This window comes from Erwinia persicina NBRC 102418, from assembly GCF_001571305.1.
GTDB lineage: Bacteria > Pseudomonadota > Gammaproteobacteria > Enterobacterales > Enterobacteriaceae > Erwinia > Erwinia persicina.
The window spans coordinates 178,476-201,853 of record NZ_BCTN01000007.1; the positions used below are offsets into that span (position 1 = coordinate 178,476).

18 protein-coding genes are annotated in these 23,378 nt (G+C 53.8%); 9 read left to right on the plus strand and 9 right to left on the minus strand.

Annotation, left to right across the window (positions count from 1 at the left end):
• Positions 1-561: 561 nt before the first annotated feature.
• On the minus strand, positions 562-2,901 hold the full coding sequence (gene arcB / locus EPE01S_RS10035) for an aerobic respiration two-component sensor histidine kinase ArcB (protein WP_062744491.1): 2,340 nt from the start codon (positions 2,899-2,901) through the stop codon (positions 562-564).
• 1,009 nt (positions 2,902-3,910) lie between these two features.
• Between arcB and EPE01S_RS10040 the strand changes: the two genes are divergently transcribed.
• A complete protein-coding gene (locus tag EPE01S_RS10040; RefSeq protein ID WP_062744492.1) occupies positions 3,911-9,442 on the plus strand; it encodes a glutamate synthase-related protein in 5,532 nt (1,843 codons plus the stop codon).
• A gap of 110 nt (positions 9,443-9,552) precedes the next feature.
• On the plus strand, positions 9,553-11,310 hold the full coding sequence (locus EPE01S_RS10045) for a sulfite reductase subunit alpha (protein WP_062744493.1): 1,758 nt from the start codon (positions 9,553-9,555) through the stop codon (positions 11,308-11,310).
• Positions 11,311-11,373: 63 nt separating this feature from the next.
• On the opposite strand, the gene sspB is transcribed toward EPE01S_RS10045, so the two are convergent.
• From sspB to zapE, 5 genes are all read right to left on the minus strand, one after another.
• Positions 11,374-11,877, minus strand: a complete 504-nt coding sequence (sspB, locus tag EPE01S_RS10050) for a ClpXP protease specificity-enhancing factor (RefSeq protein ID WP_062744494.1) — start codon at positions 11,875-11,877, stop codon at positions 11,374-11,376.
• A 5-nt stretch (positions 11,878-11,882) separates the two neighbouring features.
• Positions 11,883-12,524, minus strand: coding sequence for a stringent starvation protein SspA (sspA, locus tag EPE01S_RS10055; protein ID WP_048914440.1), 642 nt, complete (start codon positions 12,522-12,524; stop codon positions 11,883-11,885).
• Between the two features lie 307 nt (positions 12,525-12,831).
• Positions 12,832-13,224, minus strand: coding sequence for a 30S ribosomal protein S9 (gene rpsI, locus EPE01S_RS10060; RefSeq protein WP_034890399.1), 393 nt, complete (start codon positions 13,222-13,224; stop codon positions 12,832-12,834).
• 15 nt (positions 13,225-13,239) lie between these two features.
• On the minus strand, positions 13,240-13,668 hold the full coding sequence (gene rplM / locus EPE01S_RS10065) for a 50S ribosomal protein L13 (protein WP_056231094.1): 429 nt from the start codon (positions 13,666-13,668) through the stop codon (positions 13,240-13,242).
• 244 nt (positions 13,669-13,912) lie between these two features.
• Positions 13,913-15,040, minus strand: a complete 1,128-nt coding sequence (zapE, locus tag EPE01S_RS10070) for a cell division protein ZapE (protein WP_062744542.1) — start codon at positions 15,038-15,040, stop codon at positions 13,913-13,915.
• Positions 15,041-15,215: 175 nt separating this feature from the next.
• Between zapE and zapG the strand changes: the two genes are divergently transcribed.
• The 3 genes from zapG to degS all read left to right on the plus strand — a co-directional run bounded on the left by zapG (position 15,216) and on the right by degS (position 18,261).
• The gene (gene zapG, locus EPE01S_RS10075) at positions 15,216-15,614 is read left to right on the plus strand and encodes a Z-ring associated protein ZapG (RefSeq protein ID WP_062744543.1); all 399 of its coding nucleotides are present in this window, start codon (positions 15,216-15,218) and stop codon (positions 15,612-15,614) included.
• Positions 15,615-15,727: 113 nt separating this feature from the next.
• Positions 15,728-17,113 (plus strand): serine endoprotease DegQ, encoded by a 1,386-nt coding sequence (gene degQ, locus EPE01S_RS10080; protein ID WP_062744495.1) that lies wholly within the window; start codon positions 15,728-15,730, stop codon positions 17,111-17,113.
• A gap of 80 nt (positions 17,114-17,193) precedes the next feature.
• On the plus strand, positions 17,194-18,261 hold the full coding sequence (gene degS / locus EPE01S_RS10085; protein ID WP_174522421.1) for an outer membrane-stress sensor serine endopeptidase DegS: 1,068 nt from the start codon (positions 17,194-17,196) through the stop codon (positions 18,259-18,261).
• 72 nt (positions 18,262-18,333) lie between these two features.
• Here degS and mdh read toward each other — a convergent pair whose 3' ends face one another.
• Positions 18,334-19,269, minus strand: coding sequence for a malate dehydrogenase (gene mdh, locus EPE01S_RS10090; protein ID WP_062744497.1), 936 nt, complete (start codon positions 19,267-19,269; stop codon positions 18,334-18,336).
• Between the two features lie 316 nt (positions 19,270-19,585).
• On the opposite strand from mdh, the gene argR reads away from it, so the two are divergent.
• The 4 genes from argR to yhcN (EPE01S_RS10110) all read left to right on the plus strand — a co-directional run bounded on the left by argR (position 19,586) and on the right by yhcN (EPE01S_RS10110) (position 21,493).
• The gene (gene argR / locus EPE01S_RS10095) at positions 19,586-20,056 is read left to right on the plus strand and encodes a transcriptional regulator ArgR (protein ID WP_062744498.1); all 471 of its coding nucleotides are present in this window, start codon (positions 19,586-19,588) and stop codon (positions 20,054-20,056) included.
• Between the two features lie 426 nt (positions 20,057-20,482).
• A complete protein-coding gene (yhcN, locus tag EPE01S_RS10100; protein ID WP_062744499.1) occupies positions 20,483-20,746 on the plus strand; it encodes a peroxide/acid stress response protein YhcN in 264 nt (87 codons plus the stop codon).
• 122 nt (positions 20,747-20,868) lie between these two features.
• Positions 20,869-21,138 (plus strand): peroxide/acid stress response protein YhcN, encoded by a 270-nt coding sequence (gene yhcN / locus EPE01S_RS10105; RefSeq protein WP_062744500.1) that lies wholly within the window; start codon positions 20,869-20,871, stop codon positions 21,136-21,138.
• Positions 21,139-21,229: 91 nt separating this feature from the next.
• A complete protein-coding gene (gene yhcN, locus EPE01S_RS10110) occupies positions 21,230-21,493 on the plus strand; it encodes a peroxide/acid stress response protein YhcN (protein ID WP_062744501.1) in 264 nt (87 codons plus the stop codon).
• 82 nt (positions 21,494-21,575) lie between these two features.
• On the opposite strand, the gene EPE01S_RS10115 is transcribed toward yhcN (EPE01S_RS10110), so the two are convergent.
• Both EPE01S_RS10115 and EPE01S_RS10120 read right to left on the minus strand, forming a co-directional pair.
• Positions 21,576-21,845: a barstar family protein gene (locus EPE01S_RS10115; protein WP_062744502.1), complete on the minus strand. Its 270-nt coding sequence runs from the start codon at positions 21,843-21,845 to the stop codon at positions 21,576-21,578.
• A 37-nt stretch (positions 21,846-21,882) separates the two neighbouring features.
• Positions 21,883-23,337, minus strand: coding sequence for an NAD-dependent succinate-semialdehyde dehydrogenase (locus tag EPE01S_RS10120; protein ID WP_062744503.1), 1,455 nt, complete (start codon positions 23,335-23,337; stop codon positions 21,883-21,885).
• Between the last annotated feature and the right edge of the window lie 41 nt (positions 23,338-23,378).

Sequence of the window (23,378 nt, forward strand, 5' to 3'; positions counted from 1 at the left end):
CATTCCGGCAATAATTGACGTTTTTTACTCATAAATTGCGGCTGGTACGAGCAGTTAATCTTGCTGAACGGAGTCAGCTTTTATCTGATACGGGACAGTAATGTGAGAATTTTTGCTAGCAGAAACCAAAACGTTTCGGAAACAAGTATCAAATAAACAATAAAGCACTTATAAAACAATGCATTAAAATACCACTAACGCCTTTCCGGCTTCCTTCCCGATGACAACGAAAATCCTGTCAGCCAGAGGAGACGTTTCCGCTCCTCTGCTTACCTCAACAAAAGCCTGACTGTACAATATTTATGCAGATCATCGTAAATATTCATTACTTGCTTGACTACATATCTAAAATCGGGTCTTCTATTTAGGAACACTGCTCAACATCACACATTTTAATGAATCCAGTAACAAGTGGTGAGAGATTTGCTAAAGTAGTGACTGAGCTTTTTAATGTTCACCCAATACCAAACCTGTGCTCCAGACGATTCTAATCAGAACAGCACAGGTTACCAATTTCCCTGGTGTTGGCGCAGTATTCGCGCACCCCGGCTTCGGTCGGGGTCATTTTTTTTCAGCATCCGTCACCCACTGCCGTAATACCTCCACATCCTTGCGCCACTCCAGTTTCAGTTCATCAATCCATTCCTGAACATTATCCCACCAGGCGGGTAATTCCGGGCTCTGAATCTGTTTTGCAATCTGCTGCAAATGCGTCAAGCCCACAGATCCTGCTGCGCCCTTAATTTTGTGCCCTTCCTCTGCAATCCCTTTCTGGTCACGAGCCATCATGTTGGAGTCCAGCACGGCCAGATAGCCGGGCATCATCTGCTCGAACATCGCCAGACTTTGGTGGATAAGGGTCGGCCCGACCAGTTCGATATATTGCTCCAGCATCGGAACATCCAGCAGTGCCAGTTTTTTATCATCCATCATGCCATCCTGTTCAGTAGATAAATCATCAGTCTGAAAATCCCAGTATTTTTTAATCATGGCGGTGAGAGCAGGAACCGCCAGGGGTTTGCTCAGTACATCGTCCATACCGGCATCAAAATATTCGCGTTTATCTTTAAGCACGTTCGCCGTCAGGGCCACCAGTGGCGGAAGCTGCTCGCCTGCGTGACGCTGATGAATAATACGTGCCACGTCCAGACCGGTCATATCGGGCAGTTGGATATCCAGCAGCACCAGATCAAACTCATCCGGGTCAAACATCTCCAGCGCGGCCTGCCCGGTCATCGCCACTTCTACGCTGCTGCCCAGTTTTTCCAGAACTGAGCGGGCAACCACCACATTCAGCTCAATATCCTCAACCAGTAGGATATGCAACGCAGGCAGTGGCAGATCGTCTTCCGTCTCTTCATCTTGCCGCTCTTCTTCCACACGGGGCGCATTGAGCGTCAGGGTGAAGCAGGAACCCTGCCCCGGTGAACTTTGTACGCGGATATCACCGCCCATACTTTGTGCCAGACGGCGGGAAACGGCCAGACCGATACCTGTGCCGGTCGCGGGTTTGCCGCCACGTTGATCTTTTACCTGGTAATACATGGCGAAAATTTTATCCTGCTCATCCTGCGGGATACCCATGCCAGAGTCCTGCACTTCAAAGCACAGACAGTCATCCTGTTGATAGCCGACACGCACCACGATTTCCCCCTGCTGAGTAAACTTCACCGCGTTACCGATCAGGTTCCACAGGATCTGGCGCAGACGGGTCCCATCGGCGATAATTTTTTGCGGCAGCGGCAGGTCAGGTGCCAGAACAAATTTCAGCCCTTTTGGTTCAGCCAGCAGGCCGGAGATATTTTCCAGGTCGGCCAGGAAGCCAGTGAAATCGATGGGCTGATTGTCCAGCTGCACTTTTCGCCGCTCGATTTTGTCCATTTCAATCACATCATTAAAAATATTGCCCAACGTAATGGCAGAGACATGAATCGTTTTCAGGTATTTCAGCTGCTCGTGATTGAGATCCGTATCCAGCAGAATGCGGCTCAGGCCAACAATGCCATTAAGCGGCGTACGAAGCTCATGGCTGATCGTAGAGATAAAGGTGGTCTTCTCCCTGCTTGCGTTCTCTAACGCGTCCTGGTAACGCTTACGCTCGGTTATATCGCGTCCAAAGCCCATTAACCCGCTCCGTTTGCCCACGCGGTCATAATAAGGGACTTTGCGTATCTCAAAGCAGGCTTTGCGACCGTCGGGATAATCCAGCCACTGTTCGTAGGTCAGAGAGACATTATGGCGGAACACTTTCTCATCGGTTTCCAGCACCTTAGTCGCTGCATCGTCGTCATAGACCTCTTTCGGCGTTAACCCGATAAGCTGTTTTTCGCTTTTTCCCGTCAGCAGCTCCATGGCACGGTTACAACCAGAAAACTGCTGGTCACTGTTGCGGTAGAACACCAGGTCGGGGGAAGCGTCAAGGAAGGAGCGCAGGAAGGAGGATTGTTGTTCAAGTTCGATTTGTGCCTCTTCACGCCGCGCCATCTCCTCTTTGAGCTTTGCCATCACCTGCAGACGTGCCTCTTCGGCCTTGATGCGGTCGGCAATCTCCTGGTTGAGCTGGGTAATATTGCCCTGCATTTGCTGGTTCAGCTCAAGGTCACGATTGCGCATCTCCTCCAGCTTATCCACCAGCCTGGCCAGACGCTGACGCGATTCCTCTAACTGTTCCACGACCACTGACAGGAAATAGACGGCCCACGGGGTGATCAGCAGACCGAAAAAAACCGACCGCACCATATCAATGCTTTCGACATGGCCGCGAAGCACCATCGTCACCGCCATCTGCACTATCATGGCCAGCACGACCAGTGCGGATGCCAGCAGCAAAGAGAAGCGTACCAGCCCAAGTTTGACCATCAAATCAACATAGTACTGCGCTAATAAACGAATTTGTTTCATAAAGGATCCCTTCCAGCGTGATAACGGCAATCATACCGGAATTGACCAAAAGACCAACGCGCTATCTCGCCGTCAGGCCCTCGGGAGAGTGCACGATAACCGTGCAGCAGCACCGACATCCCTTCAGCCGTTACCACAGGATTATCGCCCCCCATGCCGCTGAAGGGACGGGAAAGGAAGCAACCCCTCTCCTGCCTGGGTTAACGCTGGAAATGTCCGGCGTTCCCCTTTCGCGTAAAAAGTTGCCAACGGGGATATTGACTAAATTTTATAACTGCATAATCTGTAAGGCCGCTCTGGATTCGGCGCGCCTTTCTCATGTTGATAGTTTTCATAGCGATGCCTTGTATCCTTCGCACTCCCTTGTCACACCTAACGAATAACCATTCATAATAAATGAAATATTAATCACGTAACTTCTGATTAATTTTACTAATGATGCCCCCCTGTTTAATTCAAATAATCGCAACAGTTAAAAACAGTGCGTTCCTGCGGCCATAACCATCACAGCAGCATATTATGCTGGCATTACCCCCAGCACCAGCATGGTGCAGAGATTTGCGTACTGCCCTATAGTGAGTCAGCTCACACTTCTCTCCCCTTCGCCCTCCCTTCAATAGGGTTAAAATATCGCATTAAAACATTTAAAATCAATTAGTTAATACCAAAAAGGCATGAAAAGGTATCAGTAAGATCGCTATTTGACCTGAGTTCGCTTTCCCGATAAGTTGGAAATCCGCTGGAAGCTTTCCTGACGGGCCAGTGTCTCGGCATATCTATGCAGCAAGTAGACTCCCTCGTGATGTAAGTTATCTCCAATTTGAGACCCGGAATTTCGTGAGCAACTCATTCAAGGACGTGTCAGGTCAATGTCCCTTGATGAAATGTTCGGAGTCACGGTGTCTGCGTTTTAGCGGCAAGAAAATGATACAGAACCAGAGAAGACACTCCGTGGCGCTCTGAGCCTGAAGAACAGTGGTAATGTCAAAAGCAGTTAAGGAGGCCCTCAATGTCCAACTCAAAACCTTATCCCTATGGCTTGTATGATCCATCAAAAGACAGTGACAGCTGCGGTGTGGGTTTCATTACTCGTAAGGACGGCGAGCAAACTCATGAGGTTCTGCAGATGGCACACAGTGCCCTGTGTACTGTTCCTCATCGCGGGGGCATGTCTGCCGAAGGCGTAGGTGACGGCGCCGGGGTTAACGTCGACCTCTCTCTGCATTTCTTCCGCAAAATTACCGGACAGCCACTGGAAGCCGGCCGTTATGGCGTCGGCAACTTCTTTGTGCCGAAGGACAGTACGCTGCGTGCCAACGCCGAGCGCCTGGTGGAAGAAACCCTGGCCGCTTATAAACTGCCAATCCTCCTCAAACGTGATATGCCCCTGGATACCAGCGTACTGCGTCCGGCGGCGATTCAGTTCCAGCTGCCTATCGTGCAATGGGTGTTTACTGCCCCGGCCGATATCAGCAATCAGATTGACTTTGAAAAACGTATCTACCGTGCCCTGCTGGATATCGAAGCCCGCGCCTTTACCGAAAGTGAGTTTGGCGGCCTCTATCCACTGTCGCTCTCTTCCCGCACGCAGGTCTTTAAAGCCCGCCTGAATTCGAACGAGGTGATCCCCTATTTCCAGGATCTGACCGACACAGACCACCAGGTCCGCGGTCTGTTCTTCCATACCCGCTTTTCGACTAACACCGATCCGCATACCACCATGGCGCAGCCGTTCCGGCTGATGGCGCACAACGGCGAGCTGAACACCGACCGTAAAAACCGTATTGCGGAAGCAGCGCTGGCGCTGGCGCGCGGTAAGAAAATCGTGCGCCCTAAAGGCCAGTCAGACAGCTCGCGCCTGGATCAAAGTATCCACAGCCGTCTGATGGAAGATAACCTGGACCTGATTACTGCGGTGGTTTCTATGATGCCGCCAGCGTGGGAAAACGATCCCTCTCTCTCCGCTGAAGTCCGCGCAATGCTGGAATACTTCTCCCTGTATGAAGAGAAGAATGACGGCCCGGCCGCGCTGATTTTCGGCAACGGTGAAGTGATCGGGGCCCGTCTTGACCGTCTCGGCCTGCGCCCGCTGCGCTCTGTGGAAACGGCGGAGTATATTGGTGCGATGTCGGAAGCGGGTCAGATTGCCTTCCCACCCGAGAGCGTCCTGCGCCGTGGCCGTATCGAAGCGGGTGGCATGCTGTATTACGATCACCGTGAAAAACGCAGCTATACCACCGTAGAAGCCCTGGAAAAACTGGCGGCGGTGGCCGATTATCCGGCGCTGCTGGCTGAGTCACGGGTGACATTACAGGAACTGCCGGTGATCCCGGCGGAGCAACAGGGTTCACCTCTGCGTTATAGCGGCGACCTCAAAACCTATCAGCGTTTTGTGGCTTACTACTACAACCAGGAAAGCTTCAAATTTATGATGGACCCGATGCTGACCACCGGCGCAGAGAAAATCTCTGCCATGGGTTACGGCAACGCGATTAACGCCCTGTCGGACCACGAAGGCGGAATGGCGCACTACTTCTCCCAGCGATTTGCTCAGGTTACCAACCCACCGCTGGATTCCATCCGTGAAGTGGATGGCATGACCCTGCGCGTTGCACTGGGTGCGAAACCGCATCTTGGGCGCAGTAAAGGTCACCAGATTGTGGTGCCAACACCGATCCTGACGCATCTGGATATGCTGCAGCTGCGCGAGCAGACCGTGGCCCCGTATGCCCGTTTTGAAATGCTCTATGAGCCCGTTATCGGCACCGACCCGATCAGCCGTGCCGCCAATGCGAATGCGCTGGAGCAGGCCATTGATGCGCTGGCACAGGAGGTGGTGGATTTCGCCCGTGAGCAGGGCGGTATCGCCGTCATCACGGACCGCCATATCTCCTCAACCCGTGCTGCTATCCCGATGCTGTTGATGGTATCAGCCATCAACCAGCGCCTGGTGCAGGAAGGCCTGCGCCTGGATGTGTCACTGGTGGTGGAAAGCGGCCAGAGCATCTCTTCGCACCACATTGCTGCCACCCTCGGCTTCGGTGCGTCAGCGGTGTATCCGCTGGGCGTGCAGATGCGTGCTGAAGAAAAATACGGTGAAGGTGAAGAAGGTAACAAGGCATTCAAACGCTACGCCAAAGCGGCTGAAAAAGCGCTGATGAAGACCATGGGCAAAGTCGGCCTGTGTACCGTTGAAAGCTACAGCTGCGGTGAGTTCTTTGAGCCGAATTTCCTCGATACCGAAGATCGCGTGCTGAAGAAGTATTTTCCGAATATTAAAACCCCGGTAGGGGGTGCAGGCTTCGCCACCATCGCGCAAATGGCCGTTGACTGGCACCAGAGTGCATTGCGTATTCAGGGAGAGTCAGAAGTGCCGTTGCTGGGCCTGTTTAAGGAACGTGCAGAGGGGGCCGGTCACTCCTACGGCACTATCGCCGTACGTACCTTTATCGATATGACTGAGCAGCCGATTCGCTTCTCGGATAAAGCGCGCGAGGAGGATAACTTTATCCGCCTGATGACGCTGGCCAAGCTGGACAACGCGTTTAATATCAAAGCGAAATCCTTTACGGACAGCAGCTTCGAACGTATCCCGGACGAGGTGATAGACAACTTCACTATCACCCCCGATTACCGTCAGTTCTCCAGCCTGATGCTGGAAGAGCGTAAGCGCCGCCCGGCGGCACTGCGTGATATTCTCGCCCTGCCGGCTGACCTGACCCACGTCGACAGCGAAGCCGAGTTCACGCGTAAGCTGGGGCGTTACTCGCTGGTAAATAACGGCTTTGCGGTGCGCGGACTGGAATGCGAAGCAGACGAGTCACAAGAAGGTCTGTTCACACTGCGCCTCACCGATGCCATTGTCGGCCTGAAAAGTGAGCACGACCGCCTCACCACGCTCTCCGTGGTGCTGAAAAAACGCTTCGGGGACGCCATTGAACATGCGGAAGTCACCGCAGAAGCCCTGCTTCTGAAGGCGAACGGCAAAGCAGCTGACTATCTGTCACGCATCTTTACCCTTTCTCCCGCGCTGCCGTTAAGCGAAGTGCAGCCAGCCCATGAGATTACCCGCACCTTTGCCTCCGGGGCGATGAGCCACGGTGCACTGGTAGCGCCGGCACATGAGGCCGTCGCTCATGGCACCAACATGGTGGGCGGAATGAGTAACTGTGGGGAAGGGGGCGAGCACTATTCCCGTCACGGCACCATCCGGGCATCACGCATTAAACAGCTGGCGTCCGGCCGTTTTGGCGTCTGGGCCGCCTATCTGGCCGATCCGATGCTGGAAGAACTGGAGATTAAAATCGGCCAGGGGGCAAAACCGGGTGAAGGCGGTCAGTTACCGGCGGCCAAGGTGACGGTAGAAATCGCCGCGGCCCGTGGCGGTACGCCAGGCGTGGAGCTGGTCTCCCCTCCTCCGCACCATGACACTTACTCTATTGAGGATCTGGCCCAGCTGATCCACGACTGTAAAGCTGCCCGTGTACGCGTGATCGTTAAACTGGTTTCCTCTGAAGGGATCGGTACTATCGCGGTTGGTGTGGCGAAAGCCGGCGCTGATGTCATCAACGTGGCCGGTAACACTGGCGGTACCGGGGCCGCTTCAGTCACCAGTCTGAAATATACCGGACGTGTGGCAGAGATCGGTATCGCAGAAGTCCATCAGGCGCTGTGTGCCAACGGCCTGCGTGAGAAAGTGCTACTGCGCTGCTCAGGCGCACAGCAGACGGGCAGTGACGTGGTGAAATCCGCACTGCTGGGCGGCGACAGCTTTGAATTCGGCACCACGGCACTCATGATGCTGAAGTGCGTGATGGCGAAAAACTGCAACGTGAAGTGCCCGGCCGGACTGACCACCAATGCCGAAGCCTTCGATGGTGACCCTCGCCAGCTGGCGCAGTATTTCATCAACGTGGCGCACGAGGTGCGTGAGATGCTGGCACGTCTTGGCCTGCGTTCACTGCGTGAGGCACGCGGCCGGTCTGATCTGCTCCACCTGATGGACCACCCGCTGGAAGTCGGTAAGCTGGATCTGCGCGCCATGTTAACCGTGGTGCCTGAGGTGAAAATTGCCCATCCGGTTTATCTGGAAAAAGATTTCGAACTGGACAATGGCTGGATCGATCTGGTTAACGATCGCCTGGTCAGCCAGGGATCGACCGGGATCACACTGGGTGACGGGATCACCCTGAACAACCGTAACAAGAGCGTGGGGGGCCAGTTGGCTATTGATATTGAACGCCTGCTGAACCACACGCTGAATGCCGAACACCTGAGCCGTATCCCGGCTGCACTGCTGGACGATCGCGGCCGTCGCTATCTGGCTCCGTCGACTGTGACGATTTTCACCTCCGGATCTGCCGGTCAGTCTTATGGCGTGTTCTGTAACGATGGCATGCGCCTTGAGCATTACGGCACCTGTAACGACGGTGTCGGTAAAGGGCAGTGTGGCGGAGAAATCGTGGTGATGTCTCCGGGCGGCGGATCGGAAGATGCGGAAGGTAACGTGCTGATCGGTAACTTCGCTCTGTTCGGTGCCACCGGGGGACGTCTGTTCGCGCAGGGCCAGGCCGGTGACCGCTTCGCCGTACGTAACTCGGGTGCTACTGCTGTGGTCGAAGGCGTCGGTGATTTCTGCTGCGAATATATGACTAACGGTGCAGTGCTGAACCTCGGTACTTACGGTACTGGCTTTGGTAACGGTATGAGCGGCGGTTTCGCTTATCAGTATGACCCGTACGGCACGCTGGCGGGTTCTGCTGCGGCGGACTCCGTGATGCTGGGTTCCATCGCGGATGACAGTGAAATGGCGCGCGTGCACAAAGATGCGGTACTGACGATGCTGAACTGGCATCTGGAAGCCACCTCTTCCCCACGTGCGCAGTGGCTGCTCGATCACTGGGAAAGCGAGTGTCAGCACTTCGTTTATGTCATGCCGCGCTCTCTGCTGCTTTACCAGGATGCCGCTGAGATCCTGAAAGCGAAAAGCCGTAAGGATCTGCTGGAAGAGCTCTCCACAGCGCTGGCCGGGCATCAGGTGGCGAAGTTTAAAGCCGCATGGCGCGAAGGGAAGCCTATTGCTAACGGTGCAGTCCCGGGCTACGGTGCGACAGATACCCCTGAAATGCTGGTGCTGTTGAATAACTACACCGTCCTCAATTCTGCACAGCAGCTGGCGCTTTCACGCCTGCCGAAAGGCACCGCTGTGGAGGATCCGGCCGTTGAGAAAGCGGTACGTAACCTGCTGATGACTGAAGATTTCAGCCTGATCAGCAAACTGCAACGCCACGGCCGGGCGGCCATCGAGAGCTACAGTGATGAAGAGCTGGCCTGCCTGATTGGTGCAAAGCGTATGACAGATTATAAAGCAGCGCTCACGCAGCGTAATATCCGCTCCATGGACAGCCTGGCGACTTACGGCTGGATCATGTATCAGGATGCGTGTAACCGGGACGTGCTGGGCCGACTGCCTGACTTTGAGGAGCTGTTCGCGCGTGCTGCACTGCCTGAACTGGCAGCCGCCGTCGGCAAGTTAGCTTAACTATTTGACTATGAACAGTGACTCATACTTTCCCTGTTTCGGGCTGGCAGCCAACGCCTCTGCGGCCCGAAGTTTGGCGAGTATTTAACGGGATTGAGTAGATAAAACTGATGAAGATTCCTTATATTCCTGAAGACGCGCCGTTTAACGGCGAGCAGAAATTTTGGCTGGCAGGCTTCCTTGCCGGATTACACTCACGTCTGCTGGTGCTGGAAAACCAGCCGCAGGCCGCAGGCTCTGCGGCCTCTTCTGCCACCACTCAGTTGCATATCCTGTTTGGTTCCCAGACAGGTAATGCGGAAGCCTTAGCGCAAAACGCGGCGAAAGCCGCGCGGGCGAAGGGCCTGGTACCGGTTGTCCAGGGGCTGGGTGAAGTGGATATCGACGTGTTTGTCACCATGCGTCATGTGCTGGTGATCACCTCGACTTACGGCGAAGGCGAGATGCCGGATAACGCCCAGCTGTTCTGGCAGGCCATCTCTGCCAGTACCGCACCGCGTCTGGAGCAGATGCACTTTGCCGTTCTGGCCATTGGCGATACCGGCTACGATGGTTTCTGCCAGGCGGGTAAATTTATTGATATGCGCCTTGAGCAACTGGGTGCAAAACGCGTCTGTGATCGTATCGACTGCGATATCGACTATGAAGAACCCTCCAACGCGTGGATCGCCAGCTCGATGCCGCAGTTTGCCGCCAGTGCAGGCAGCAGCGGTACGGCGCTGGAGAGCGCGCCGGAAGCACCGGTCATCCCGGGCAGCAATAAAAATAATCCGTATGCCGCCGCTCTGGCGACCAACAAGCGTCTGTCCGGTGAGAAGTCTGGCAAGGATATCCGCCACTTCGAGTTCGATCTGACCGACAGCGGGCTGAAGTACGAAGCGGGTGATGCGCTGGGCGTGATCCCGGTCAACGACCCGGCGCTAGTGAAGCTGTTGCTGACACAGCTGAAGTCTGACTACGATAACCCGGTTCCCGGCTTTGACCGTAGCCTGGGCGATCTGCTGACCTACCAGTTCGAGATTTCTGAGCCATCGCGTAAGCTGATTGAATGGGTGGGCCAGAACACCACCAACCAGGAACTGCGTCATGTCTTACAGCACGACGATAAGGATGCGCTGGGTGTGTGGCTGTGGGGGAAAGATACTCTCGACCTGCTGCAGCTGGATGTGACCCGTTCACTGAGTATTCCTGAGTTTGTTGGCCTGCTGCGTCCGCTACAGCATCGCGCTTACTCTATTTCATCCAGTCAGAAAGCCCATCCGAACCAGGTACACCTGACGATCGCTTCCGTCCGTTATCACAGCGCTGGCCGTGCCCGCAGCGGCGTCTGTTCAACCTATCTGGCCGAGCGTGTCAAACGGGGTGAAAAACCGGCCATCTTTATTTCACCGAATAAAGCCTTCCGCGTGCCAGCGAACGGTGATGCCCCCCTGATCATGATCGGTCCGGGGACCGGTATTGCCCCCTTCCGTGCCTTCCTGGAAGAGCGCGAGGCCGTCGGTGCCAAAGGGAAAAACTGGCTGTTCTTTGGCGATCAGCATCAGGAGCATGACTTCATCTATCAGGATGAGCTGAAAGCCTGGCAGGAAAGTGGACTGCTGACCCGTCTGGATCTGGCATTTTCACGCGATCAGGCGGAAAAAATCTACGTTCAGACGCGGATGCTGGAACAGGGTGCCGAACTGTATGCCTGGCTGCAGGAAGGGGCTTACTTCTATGTCTGTGGTGATGCCTCACGCATGGCAAAAGACGTTGATAAGGCGTTGTATGAGGTGATTACTCAGTTTGGCGGATTATCTGCAGAGCGTGCTGCCGATTACGTTGACCAGCTGAAAAAAGAGAAGCGCTACCTGCGCGACGTCTACTGATGACACCGGGAGCCAGGCGCTCCCGGATCGACAGTGTAAAAAAACGGGCCCGAAGGCCCGTTTTTATTTTACGACGCGAAGCGCCGGACGACCGCCGCGCGGGGGCGGTTCATCGTCGGGATCGTTGTCGTCATCAGCACCTGCATCATCGGGACGATCACCATCGATCACTGACATGACCGTTTCTGGCGCCCCATCATCCTGCGCATGTGAAGCATCAAACTCACTGGCTTCTTCATACGCCGGCTCTGGTTCGAACATCGTACCGGCACCGTTTTCACGCGCATAAACCGCCAGGACCGCAGCCATAGGCACGGAAACCTGACGGGGAACGCCGCCAAAACGGGCGCTGAAGCTAACGCCATCATTGCCCAACTCGAGATTGCCCACCGCACGCGGGGCAATGTTCAGAACGATCTGACCATCGCGGGCATATTCCAGGGGCACCATCACGCCGGGCAAGTTGATGTCGACAACCAGATGTGGCGTGAGATTGTTGTCCAGCAACCACTCATAGAAGGCGCGCAGCAGATAGGGACGACGTGCAGTCAGTTGGGACATTTCCATCGTAATCAGCCCCGCGTTTGCAGGCGCATTTCACGTTCCGCTTCTGTCAGAGAAGCGAGGAAGGAATCACGCTCAAAAACGCGGGTCATATAGCCTTTCAGCTCTTTAGACCCGGCACCAATCAGCTCAATACCCATCTGCGGTAAACGCCATAACAGCGGAGCCAGATAGCAATCGACCAGGCTGAACTCTTCGCTCATAAAGAACGGCGTACGGGCGAACAGTGGCGCGATAGCCAGCAACTCTTCCCGCAGCTGCTTACGTGCAGCTTCAGCTTCCTGTGCGGTGCCGTTTTCGACTTTACGCATCAGGCTGTACCAGTCCTGCTCAACACGGTGCATCATCAGGCGGCTTTCACCACGTGCCACCGGGTAAACCGGCATCAGCGGAGGATGCGGGAAACGTTCGTCCAGGTATTCCATGATGATGCGCGATTCATACAGCGTCAGCTCGCGATCAACGAGGGTGGGCACGGTACGGTATGGGTTGAGGTCGATCAGATCCTGCGGCAGGTTATCCGTTTCAACCTGCTCGATCTCGACACTAACACCCTTCTCAGCCAGTACAATGCGTACCTGGTGGCTGAAAATGTCAGTCGGACCAGAAAACAGCGTCATTACCGAACGTTTGTTGGCAGCGACAGCCATGTAAACCTCCAAGTTTATCGAGAAAATTACTGCGAATAGCCATCCACGTGGCGACTCATTATTGCCACCGGCCCGAAAATTAACCCTTTCCTGATGTACAGGATACAGACATTTTTACCCGGCCAATGGGCACAAAGTGACACACAGTTTACCAGATTTTAGCCAGCTTGTGGGGGACCACACACGGAATTGAGGGGGAAAATAGTAAAGCGGTGTGTGTTTCGCGCTTTTTGCACCGGAAGAAAATAAAAAACCCGGCGCCAGGCACCGGGTTTTCCGATAATTGATTCTGCCTGAGCAGGAAAAATTAACGTTTGGAGAACTGAGGACGACGACGTGCTTTACGCAGACCGACTTTCTTACGTTCAACCTTACGAGCATCACGAGTAACGAAGCCTGCTTTACGCAGTTCGCCACGCAGTGACTCGTCGTACTCCATCAGAGCGCGTGTGATACCGTGACGGATCGCACCAGCCTGACCAGAGATACCACCACCTTTAACAGTGATGTACAGATCAAATTTACCGACCATGTCCAGAAGTTCCAGCGGCTGACGAACTACCATGCGGGCAGTTTCGCGACCGAAGTACTGTTCTAAAGAACGCTGGTTGATAACGATGTTACCGCTACCCGGCTTAATAAAGACGCGTGCGGAAGAGCTTTTGCGGCGACCAGTGCCGTAGTTTTGATTCTCAGCCATTGCCTGTAATCCCGATTAAATGTCAAGAACTTGCGGTTGCTGTGCCGCATGGTTGTGCTCGTTGCCCGCGTAAACTTTCAGTTTACGGTACATAGCACGGCCCAGCGGGCCCTTTGGCAGCATGCCTTTAACCGCGATTTCAATCACACGCTCAGGACGGCGAGCAATCATCTCTTCGAAGGTCGCTTGCTTGATACCACCGACGAAGCCGGTGTGATGGTAATAAATCTTGTCAGTACGCTTGTTACCCGTTACGGCAACTTTCTCAGCGTTCAGAACGATGATGTAATCACCTGTATCGACGTGCGGAGTGTATTCCGCTTTGTGCTTACCGCGCAGACGACGAGCCAGTTCAGTCGCTAAACGACCTAAGGTTTTGCCTGTTGCGTCAACAACATACCAGTCACGTTGGACGGTTTCTGGCTTAGCTGTAAAAGTTTTCATCTAAAAGCTTACCCAAATTAAGTTACACGTTGGTGAAATCCCAAACGCTTGAATAAACGGTTGGAGCTCACACGACCATCTTGACCAGTAAGCCCACCCCTTCGGATAGAGTTACCGGAACACAAAGAGTTTTGGGAAAAAAACCTTTGTTGTAACGTGGGGTCGCAAGATTATAGAGAAGTCGCCCATAAAGATCGAACGTTTTCTGCGATAAAATTACTATCACGTCACAGTAATGCGAACATCAGGGTAAATGCGGCAACCGCAGGTACTCTTCGCTCTGCATCTCCTGCAGGCGGGAGACGCAGCGCTGATACTCAAACTTCAGCCGCGTACCCTGATAAATCTCATAAAGTGATGTTTCTGCCGAGACCACCAGCTTGACATGACGCTCGTAAAATTCATCCACCAGCGCCAGGAATCGCCGTGCCTGGTCTTCCGTCTTGTAAATCATCACCGGAACATCATACAGCAATACGCTGTGGAAACGGCGTGACAGTTCAATATAGTCGTGCTGACTGCGTCCTTCGCCACACAGCGCGAGGAAATTCATCGCCAGCACGCCTTCGGCCATGCCCAGCGTCGGCAGTTGCCGATGATTAATCTCCAGCGGTTCGTGGTCTTCACGCGGTTTCCCGGCGAGGGCAATAAACATCCGCTCCATCTCTTTTGTGGTCTCATCCCCCAGCGGGGTCATCCACAGGTGGGCAGACGTCAGCGTACGCAGACGATAGTCGATCCCCGCGTCCACATTCATAACGTCGCAGTGCTGCTTGATCATCTCAATGGCCGGGACAAAGCGCGCCCGCTGCAGCCCGTTACGATAAAGGTCGTCCGGAGGAATATTGGAGGTGGCCACCAGCGTAATTCCACGGCTGAACAGGGCTTCCATTAGCGTCCCCAGCAGCATGGCATCCGTGATGTCCGAGACAAAAAACTCGTCGAAGCAGAGCAGATCGGTTTCTGCTTTGAAACGGTCGGCAACGATCTGCAGTGGATCGCTCTGCCCCTGCAGTTCGGTCAGTTCCTGATGGACACGCAGCATAAACCGGTGGAAATGCAGACGTTGCTTGCGCTCACCAGGAATTGCCCGAAAAAACATATCCATCAACCATGTCTTGCCACGCCCGACGCCGCCCCACATATACAGACCCTGAGCCGGTGTCTGGACGTCGTTTTTACTTTTACCCAGCAGTTTATTGAGCCGGTTCAACAGCCCTCCGCCGGCAGGTGCCGCTGAGGCGCTATTCCGGGTTAACACCTGATATATCCCGTCTAAACGTGTGATGGCGGCACGCTGTACTTCATCGGCCTGATACTCGCCGTTTTCCAGCGCTTGCTGATAAAGCGCCAGAGGAGACATCGTTTGCATCATTTCGTCACATTCCCTGAAAAATGGCCTGACTCGCGGTCGATCGTCGAAAAAAAAGTCGTTCTACACTAAGCGAAGCTGCCGCAGGATTCCACTTCCGTGAGATTAGCGGTTATAGTGGCGGGTATGAGTTGGAAAGGTCCTACGGAACAACGAAGACAATATGGGAGTGATTATGACCTGGGAATATGCGCTTATTGGGTTAGTAGTAGGAATTATTATCGGCGCGGTCGCCATGCGTTTCGGTAACAGGAAACTGCGTGAGCAACGCAGCCTGCAGTATGAACTGGAGAAGAGCAAAGCCGAACTGGCAGATTACCGTGAAGAGCTGACCAACCATTTTGCCCACAGCGCTGAGCTGCTGGACAATATGGCACGCGACTATCGTCAGCTGTATCAGCATATGGCTAAAGGATCGAATGACCTGCTGCCAAACCTGCCGGGTGAGAAAAATCCCTTTGCTTATCAGCTGACCGAATCCGAAGCGGATAACGATCAGGTGCCCGTACAGATGCCGCGCGACTATCCGGACAGTGCCTCTGGCCTGTTGCGTGGTGAACGCGCGACGAAGTAAATTATTCCGGGGTGCAGTGCACCCCCTTTTTTCAACTGCCATACCTGATCGACTCAACATATTGCCTGCGATGTCGGTTCCCCCCTTCCCCTGATAGCGAGAGCTGAGCCCCGATGAAGAAGACATCATTTCTGTTAAGTGCATTAGCATTGAGTATTGGCGTCAATATGATGGTGGTACCGGCAACCCATGCCGCACTCCCCTCGCAGATTCAGGGGGAGCCTTTGCCCAGCCTTGCTCCCATGCTGGAGGCTGTATTGCCTGCCGTCGTCAGTGTGCATGTTGAGGGAACGGACAGCGACAGTCAGCCGCAGCCGATCCCGGATCCATTAAAGCGCTTCTTTGACCAGAATGGTCAGGACGGTGCACAGGGCGATGATAAATCCGAAGAGTTTGAAGGCCTGGCCTCTGGCGTCATCATTGATGCCGCTAAAGGCTATGTATTAACCAACAATCATGTCGTCAGCGGTGCGAACAAAATCAGTGTTCAGTTGAGCGATGGCCGCGAGTTCGATGCCAAACTGGTCGGCCGTGACGAGCAGACCGATATTGCCCTGATCCAGCTGAAGGGTGCCACTCGCCTCACCCAGGTTAAAATCGCTGATTCTGACAAACTGAAAGTCGGGGATTTCGCCGTGGCTATCGGTAATCCGTTTGGTCTGGGTCAGACGGCGACGTCCGGTATCGTGTCAGCCCTGGGCCGCAGCGGTCTGAACCTTGAAGGGCTGGAGAACTTTATTCAGACCGATGCCGCGATTAACCGTGGAAACTCCGGTGGCGCGCTGGTGAACCTGAACGGCGAACTGATTGGCCTGAATACCGCTATTCTGGCGTCAAGCGGTGGCAATATTGGTATCGGCTTCGCTATCCCGAGCAATATGGCCATGGGTCTGGCGCAGCAACTGATCCAGTTTGGCGAAGTGAAACGCGGTCAGTTAGGCATTAAAGGCACCGAGATGACGGCTGATATGGCGAAAGCCTTTAATATCGACGTGCAGCGCGGCGCTTTCGTCAATGAGGTATTGCCACAGTCGGCGGCGGCAAAAGCGGGGATCAAGGCGGGTGATATTATCACCAGCGTTAATGACAAAGCGGTCACCAACTTTGCTGAACTGCGGGTGAAAATCGGCACCACGCCACCGGGTCAGGAAGTCAAAATCGGCCTGGTCCGTGACGGCAAGCCGCAGACTGTCACCGTCAAACTGGATAACAGTACCCAGAGCAGCGCCAGCGCCGCCCTGCTTACGCCCGCCCTGCAGGGTGCCACGCTCAGTGATGGCGCAGCGAAAGATGGCACAAAAGGGGTGAAGGTGGATGAAGTGGCAAAATCCACGCCTGCCGCTCAGTTTGGCCTGCAAAAAGAGGATGTGATCGTCGGCGTCAACCGCACGCCGGTGCAGAATCTGGCAGAATTGCGAAAATTGCTGGAGGCAAAACCACCGCTGCTGGCACTGAGCGTGATGCGTGGCAACGAGAATATCTATCTCCTGTTGCCTTAATACCTGCGCAGACACAGGCTACTGTGTCTGCGTAACTCATGCTATCCTGCCCTTCGTCCATTCATTCACCGCCTAAGACCATGTTTCTTAAAATTTTGCGTTCAGTGATCCTTGGCCTGATTGTGGCTGCGCTGCTTCTCGTTGCCGTACCTGGCCTCCGGCTGGGTAGCGACCTGCTGTCACATTCAAATGACAGTACCAGCGAAGAGCCCGTCAGCTACAACACAGGCGTGCGACGCGCAGCGCCTGCCGTGGTCTATGTCTACAACCGCAGCGCCAGCGGAGCGAGTGATGTGCTGGGTTCCGGCGTCATCATGGATCCCCGCGGCTATATCCTGACCAATAAACATGTGATTAACGATGCCAGCCAGATTATTGTCAACCTGCAGGATGGCCGCTACTTCGAAGCTATGCTGGTCGGATCGGACTCCCTGACCGATTTAGCGGTGTTGAAAATCAATGCCACTAATCTTCCCGTGATCCCCATCAACCCGCAGCGCATCGCGCATGTTGGCGATTTGGTGATGGCAATTGGTAACCCGTATAACATCGGCCAGACAGTGACGCAGGGTATCATTGGTGCCACGGGTCGCGTCGGCCTGAGCCCTTCCCGACATCAGGATTTCCTGCAGACAGATGCTTCGATTAACCGGGGTAACTCAGGCGGGGCGCTGATCAACTCGCTGGGTGAGCTGATGGGTATCAACACCCTGTCCTTTGATAAAAGTAGCAACGGTGAAACACCGGAAGGGCTGGGCTTTGCCATACCGACCAAACTGGCCACCAAGGTGATGGAAAAACTGATCCGCGACGGGCGTGTGATCCGAGGTTACATTGGCATTACCGGCCAGGAGTTCCGACGGTTTAGCGGTCAAAATTCCAGTATGGAGCACCCACAGGGCCAGGGAATTGTGGTGACGATAGTGAAAGCGGGCGGACCTGCCGATGCAGCCGGTATCCGCGTGAACGATGTGATTACGCGAGTGAATAACGTCCCGGCTATTTCTCCGATGGAAACCATGGACCAGGTAGCGGAAATTCGTCCGGGGACCGTGATTAACGTGGAAATCAGCCGTGAGGATAAAAAACTGACCTTACCTGTTACGGTGCAGGAATATCCTGATGAGAATCCGGGTCAGAGCCAGTAACGATCCTTCCTCTTAAACCCTGATATCAGGGGCGGCAGCCCAGCGTCAGCCTGCTGCCCCGGTATAAGACGATTACTTAACGAAGTCTTCGCCGAGCGTAATATCACTCTTCAGCGTATTGAGCATACCGTCCAGAGACTGTTTTTCAAACGCACTTAACTGGCCAATTGGCCGGCGTTCTTCAATGCCATTTTTACCCAACAGCACCGGCTGTGAGAAGAAACGCGCGTATTCGCCATCCCCTTCAACATAAGCATAGACCACAACATTGCTTTCACCCTTCAGGGCACGGACCAGGGACAAACCAAACACCGCAGCAGCCTGCCCCATGGAAAGCGTTGCAGAACCGCCACCCGCTTTCGCTTCCACGACTTCGGTACCCGCGTTCTGAATACGTTTAGTCAGATCTGCCGCTTCCTGTTCGCTAAATGTTACGCCGGGGATCTGTGACAGCAGTGGCAGGATAGTGACGCCAGAGTGCCCACCGACGACCGGAACATTCAGATCCTGAGGTTGCTTGCCTTTGAGCGCGGCAACAAAAGTATTAGCGCGGATAATGTCCAGCGTGGTCACGCCAAACAGTTTATTTTTATCGTAAACGCCCGCTTTTTTCAGCACTTCAGCAGCGATAGCAACGGTCGTGTTTACCGGATTGGTAATGATGCCGATCAGCGCTTTCGGGCTGGTCGAAGCCACCTGCTCAATCAGATTACGCACGATACCGGCATTAACGTTGAAAAGATCTGAACGATCCATACCGGGTTTACGGGCCACACCGGCAGAAATCAGTACCACGTCAGCACCTTTTAGCGCGGGGGTTGCATCTTCACCGCTGAAGCCTTCAATACTGACGGAGGTAGGGATATGGCTTAAATCAACCGCTACACCTGGGGTCACTGGGGCGATGTCGTACAGAGAGAGTTCTGAGCCAGCCGGAAGCTGAGTTTTAAGCAGGAGGGCCAGAGCCTGACCAATACCACCTGCTGCACCGAGGACTGCAACTTTCATCCTAAACTCCTTATTATATTTTGAACATTACATTTGCCGGGAAATCCATCTACATTTGCATTGTGATGCGGCGTTACATTACACCTTTAGCGCTGATGCGGACAACCTCATCATTATAACAAACTGTTCACATCGTGCGTATTTCAGCACGGCTTCAGCAAATTCTTTTCAACGCCAAAGTTTGTTAAACTACCTTCCCGTCGGCAGAGATGGCCTACTGAATCATTTCTTATTTGCATAAAAATTCATTTAAATGCATAATAATGTCATATCCCGCTGCGGGGATCCTTTAATCACTCCCTTTTATCGGTAACCTATGCGTAACCCATCTAAGCAAGAAGAACTGATTAAGGCTTTCAAGGCCTTACTCAAGGAAGAAAAATTCAGCTCACAGGGCGAGATTGTCAGCGCACTTCAGGAAGACGGCTTCGAGAATATTAATCAGTCGAAGGTCTCCCGAATGCTGACCAAGTTCGGTGCGGTTCGCACCCGCAATGCCAAAATGGAGATGGTTTATTGCCTGCCGGCGGAAATGGGCGTTCCGACCACGACCAGCCCTCTCAAAAATCTGGTACTGGATATCGACCATAATGAGGCGGTGGTGGTTATCCACACCAGCCCGGGAGCCGCTCAGCTGATTGCCCGTCTGCTCGACTCCCTGGGTAAAGCGGAAGGCATCCTTGGCACCATTGCCGGAGATGACACCATCTTTATTACGCCCGCACGCGCCTTTACGGTGAAGCAGCTGCACGATGCGGTGCTGGTTCTGTTTGAACAAGAGTTATAAGCCGCACCAGACGTTAACCTGCTGGCTACACTTGCTACCCCCTCTTCCAGCCAAAGGCCGTGTCTCACCGGCCTTTTTTGATCCCCTGCTAAATCCCTGCATAACGACACATTCCACTGCCTTTTCTGCCTACAGCCTGCTACTAAGACCTTCAGGATTTATTTCATCGCTATGATCGGCCCCTAATAAAAGCACAGATCGCTAACTTCACGCAGGTTAATGTTTTCACAGCAATTTAACAGCTAATGGTTAAAGTATAAGCGTTTTTTATAACGCGTGGTTATTAAAAACTGAAAGTGGTAGGAAGAATCCCATCAAAACATTATTAGCGTGCTATTAATTTTTTACGTTATTAGATCTATACTTGTTTTCGTGATGCAAATCACAGTATTCAAAAAGATAAAAACAGCTGACGAGGAAAATACTATGAACATTAAAACGACTATTGCCGCTTTTAGCGTGTTGTCTGCACTGTCATTTGGGGCTTTTGCCGCTGAATCGGTTAGCGCCGATCAGGCAAAAAACCTGCAATCAATGGGTGTGGTCAGCGTCAGTGGCATTGCTGGTTCACCGATGGACGTGCGTGAAGCACTGAATACTAAAGCAGAAGAGAAAGGGGCAAGCGCTTACCGCGTTATCGAAAACTACGAGAACGGTAACTGGCACGCCACTGCTTTGCTTTACAAATAAGCACGACAGTTTCCCTGCCTGCATATTAGTTAATTAATTATTTAAATACGGTAACCCCAAGTATAACAAACGCTTTTTAGCCCTTTCGGTTGCCGCGAAACCTTCATTCTGGAGTTTTAATCATGAAAACCACTTTTACTATTGCCGCGTTAGGTCTTGCTTCTGTTCTTTCATTTGGTGCAGCTGCCGCAAATCTGGTGACTGACCAGGAGGTTGCCAGCCAGAACCTGCAGGCTGCAGGTACCGTGAGCGTCAGCGGTATTGCCGGAACGCCAATGGATATCCGCCATCAGCTTTCTGAAAAAGCCGATCGTCAGGGTGCAACCTCTTATCGCATCATCGAAGCGCGTAACGGCGATAACTATCACGCCACTGCACAACTGTATAAATAACACCGTATCGGGTGCCCGGTGCGCCCGGCGTGACATGACTGCGGTCATGATATTGCATCCGCAGGTTGTAGGTCACAATGAGGAGATTAATATGAAAATGAAAACAACCATCGCTGCATTGGGTCTGCTTTCCGTCATCAGTGCTGGCGCATCTGCTGCACAGCTGGTGAACAGCCAGCAGGCTGAAAATTTGCAATCTGCGGGGACAATTACGTTAAGCGGCGTGGCGGGGACGCCATCGGATATCCGTCAACAGCTGTCAGCGAAGGCTGATAGCGAAGGCGCTCGCGCTTATCGCATTATTGAAGCGCGTAATCAGGACAGCTGGCACGCCACCGCCGAGCTTTATAAGTAATTCCTCGTCGACAGCCTGCCCCTTAAAGGACAGGCCGGACGAACCTTTTGGCCCCGTTCGCCGGGGCCCTTTTTATTTCCGGTTATCTGACATTAAAGTGCAGCTGACCATCAAGCTCCTCCTCAGCTTCATCAAACAACAGAATCAATGCACCGTAACGCCGCTTCTGACCGCTTCCGAGATGGATAAACTCTATTTCCAGCGGCAAAGGTATCCGTGGCTGAATAATGGCATCCCAGAGGCTGTCCAGGTCGGCTATCTCCCCTACTGCCAGCCCGAATCGTTCGCTGAACTGACGGTAGAAATGGGCCTGATCGACGATTTCGTTAAAATCAAAACGCTCTTTTCTCATACTGGCTGCTCCGCAGAACACCTTGCCATTCCCAGGGCTAAAGCCCGCCAAGATGCAGGGCTTTGACTTCCATAAATTCGTCCAGTCCCAGCACCGATCCTTCACGTCCCAGACCCGACTCTTTGACGCCGCCAAACGGGGCCAGCTCAGTAGAGACTGCGCACTCATTGATCCCTACCATACCGCTTTCCAGCGCGGCAGACACGCGGAATACCCGCTGCAAATCCTGGGTGTAAAAGTAGGCCGCCAGACCGAACTCGGTGTCATTAGCCCGGCGGATCACCTCATCTTCTTCATCGAAACGGAAACAGGCGGCCACCGGTCCGAAAGTCTCTTCCTGCGCCAGCTTCATGCTTTCACTGGCTTCGGCTATCACGGTAGGCTGCCAGAAATTCCCACCCAGCGCATGTCGCGCACCGCCCGTCACCACCCTGCCGCCTTTTGCTACAGCATCATTGACGTGCTCTTCGACTTTTTCCAGCGCAGAAGCCTCAATCAGTGGCCCGACGATCACCCCTTCTTCCATGCCGTTGCCCACTTTCAGCTTATCCACTTCAGCGGCGAGCTGGCTGACAAAACGGTCATATACGCTGTTGTGAATAAAGAAGCGATTGACGCTGACGCACACCTGCCCGGCATTGCGGAACTTGTTAGCAATTGCCCCTTTAACGGCCGCATCAATATCCGCATCATCAAAAACGATATAAGGGGCATTACCGCCCAACTCCATGGACACTTTCTTCAGCGTGTCTGCCGCCTTTCTCATCAGGAGCTTGCCGACTTCCGTCGATCCGGTGAAGGAGATCTTGCGAACGACCGGGCTGGCCATAATCGCATCGCTGATCGCCTGCGTATCCCCCGCCACCGCGTTCAGCACGCCGTCAGGAACTCCCGCTTTTTTCGCCAGAGCGAGCAGGGCAAAGGCAGACAGTGGCGTGTTATTTGCGGGCTTGATAATACCGGTACAGCCCGCCGCCAGTGCCGGACCAAGCTTACGGGTCAGCATAGCCATCGGGAAATTCCACGGGGTAATCGCTGCAACGACGCCGACGGGTTCACGGGTGGCAAAAATCCGGCTACCGGCCTTAGCCGGGGGGATAATTTCACCATTGGCACGCTTCGCCTGTTCAGCAAACCACTGAATAAAGCTGGCGGCGTACTCCACCTCACCTTCCGCCTCTTTAAGGGGCTTACCCTGTTCGGCGGTCATCAGTTGTCCCAGCCAGGCTTTATGCTCAATCATCAGTTGATACCAGCGCTGCAAAATCTCTGCACGCTCTTTGGCCGTTTTTGCACGCCAGGCGGGGAAAGCCGCCGCCGCCGCCGCGATGGCCTGCTCAGTTTCTGTTTTACCCGCTTTTGCCACCCGGGCAATCACGTCACCCGTCGCCGGGTTAAAGACATCAAAGGTGCTGGCCGCCTGCTGCCAGACGCCGCCGACCAGAAAGCCTGTCTGAAACAGTTCGTTATCCTTAAGCGTTGAGAGGGCCATGACTCATCTCCTGATAGGGGTTATTTGCCTGAAAATAAGTA